We start from the raw sequence: 1,906 nt of genomic DNA on the forward strand, positions 1-1,906 counted from the left end.
CACTTTGAGCCTTGGAAAATAAATCAAGCCAGAAATACTGATTTTTTCGTTGATTCTCAATTTCAGTAGTCACTACGTATACTTTAGATGCGTTCGCCCTGAGGGCATTGTCACTCAGATTGATTTAAGCCTACCTGCAATCGAGTTATCAGCTTTACTGCATATTGAAAGAAGGCTTGATTAACATTCAGAAACACGCCTTGGCGACTCAGGTGAAGTTACGGGGTGTGGTTGACTCAGGCACGATCGTGGTGACGCTCCAAGATAATGGTCAAGGGTTTGACTTGGAGCAACCATTGACTGGGTGGGGTCTGCAAGGTATGCGAGAGCGAGCAGAACTTCTGAGCGGAACCCTTAAAATTAGTACAGGTTCCGACCAGGGAACACAAATCAAAATCCTTATCCCCTATGATTCGAGTGCTCGTCGTTGATGATCAATCCTTCTTTCGAGAGGGGTTAGCCGCATTATTGTCCCTAGAGGCAGACATCGAAGTGATCGGGCAGGCACCCGATGGAAGAGTGGCGATCGACCTGACCAGAAAGCTTCAGCCTGATGTCATTCTGATGGATATTCGGATGCCCAACTGTGATGGGGTCACAGCAACTCGTGAAATTCTCCGCAGCTACCCGTGGAGCCGCATTCTCGTGCTAACCACGTTTGACGAAGATGAATATGTGTGGGAATTGTTGCAGGCGGGGGCAATCGGGTATCTGCTTAAGAACACGCCTTCTGGGCAGGTTGCGGATGCTATCCGCACGATTCACAAAGGACATAGCCAACTCGGACCGACGATCGCAGCCAAAGTTTTTGCCCAACTGCAACCACCTGTTAGTGCTGCCCCAGTTAATTTAATGCTGAGTGAACGAGAGTTGGCTGTCTTGAAGCTGCTGGGGCAAGGCAAAACGAACCGTGAAATTGCTAAAACCTTGCACATCACTGAGGGGACGGTCAGAAATTACATTAGCCGGATTCTCAGCGAGTTAAACGTGAGCGATCGCACGCAAGCCGCACTCTGGGCACGCGAAAATTTAGACCCGCGATCGCCTTAGCTGATGCATCTGTCTTCTTCATGCGAACTACGCCCGATTTTGGGCAATCAATCCTGTTAACAGCACGATCTGCGTATCCCCAAAGTAACCACGCGCCAAACACACCATCAGCGATGGGTTAAACATTTGGGAAAGCTTGGGTAAAAAAGGAATGGCACTAAGTTAAGCTGAAGGCTATGCAGCGTAAGGATTGCAGAGGAGCAGGGGGCAGAGAGGAATTTCTAAATATCCGAACGCAATGCTTAAAACTTCTTCTTTCTCCCCTGCTGCCTCAACGATTTTCCCTTTTCTTAGTGCCATTCACTACTGTTCCCAAATAGTTTTTTACTGAACAGGGCATGAAGTATAGAGATTTGAAATCTCCCATATCTGCAAAACTAGAACGGTTGTTAGATAAGCTGTTGCAAGAAGATATTGAGCATCGCTACCAGTCAGCAAGTGAAGTTTTACAAGATGTGCAGTCTCAGCTACCAGTCACAGCAATTTCACAGTCGCCTAGTGGCAACCCTTTATGGTCAAGAATTAGTCTCAAAAAGGCAGTTTCTCCCAAAACTTTGATTCAGGCTCAAATCCCACTGCCAAATAAACTTCTAGCCTCTATCAAAATCTGGAATTTGAACACAGGCAAGGAAATACGCAGTCTAAATACCCATTCAAGTTCTTCGCCATCAATTCTACGTATTAGCCCATTAGTGGAATGTAGCCTAAATTAGGAGCGCCACTGAAATGCTACTGTACGTTAGCTTAATATTTCTCAGAACTTACGCATTGACAAATGAAACAAAGAATGCGGATAAGAAAAGAATAAGCGATCGCTAGCAGTAGGGGGCTGAAAAGATAGATAATTTACACTGTC

Annotated in this window: 4 protein-coding genes; 3 read left to right on the plus strand and 1 reads right to left on the minus strand. The window is 46.1% G+C overall.

Features of this window, described 5'->3' with window-relative positions:
• Positions 1–176: 176 nt before the first annotated feature.
• Positions 177–431: an ATP-binding protein gene (locus tag H6G26_RS41400; protein ID WP_190737912.1), complete on the plus strand. Its 255-nt coding sequence runs from the start codon at positions 177–179 to the stop codon at positions 429–431.
• Complete coding sequence (locus tag H6G26_RS41405; RefSeq protein WP_190737914.1) at positions 409–1,050, plus strand: response regulator transcription factor; 642 nt, start codon at positions 409–411, stop codon at positions 1,048–1,050. The genes H6G26_RS41400 and H6G26_RS41405 overlap by 23 nt, the downstream gene beginning before the upstream one ends.
• Before the next feature lie 174 nt (positions 1,051–1,224).
• Here H6G26_RS41405 and H6G26_RS44140 read toward each other — a convergent pair whose 3' ends face one another.
• The gene (locus tag H6G26_RS44140) at positions 1,225–1,350 is read right to left on the minus strand and encodes a hypothetical protein (protein WP_277883980.1); all 126 of its coding nucleotides are present in this window, start codon (positions 1,348–1,350) and stop codon (positions 1,225–1,227) included.
• A gap of 38 nt (positions 1,351–1,388) precedes the next feature.
• Between H6G26_RS44140 and H6G26_RS41410 the strand changes: the two genes are divergently transcribed.
• Positions 1,389–1,763 (plus strand): hypothetical protein, encoded by a 375-nt coding sequence (locus H6G26_RS41410; protein ID WP_206757598.1) that lies wholly within the window; start codon positions 1,389–1,391, stop codon positions 1,761–1,763.
• The last annotated feature ends 143 nt before the right edge of the window (positions 1,764–1,906 follow it).

Source organism: Nostoc sp. FACHB-888 (assembly GCF_014696655.1).
Classification (GTDB): domain Bacteria; phylum Cyanobacteriota; class Cyanobacteriia; order Cyanobacteriales; family Nostocaceae; genus Nostoc.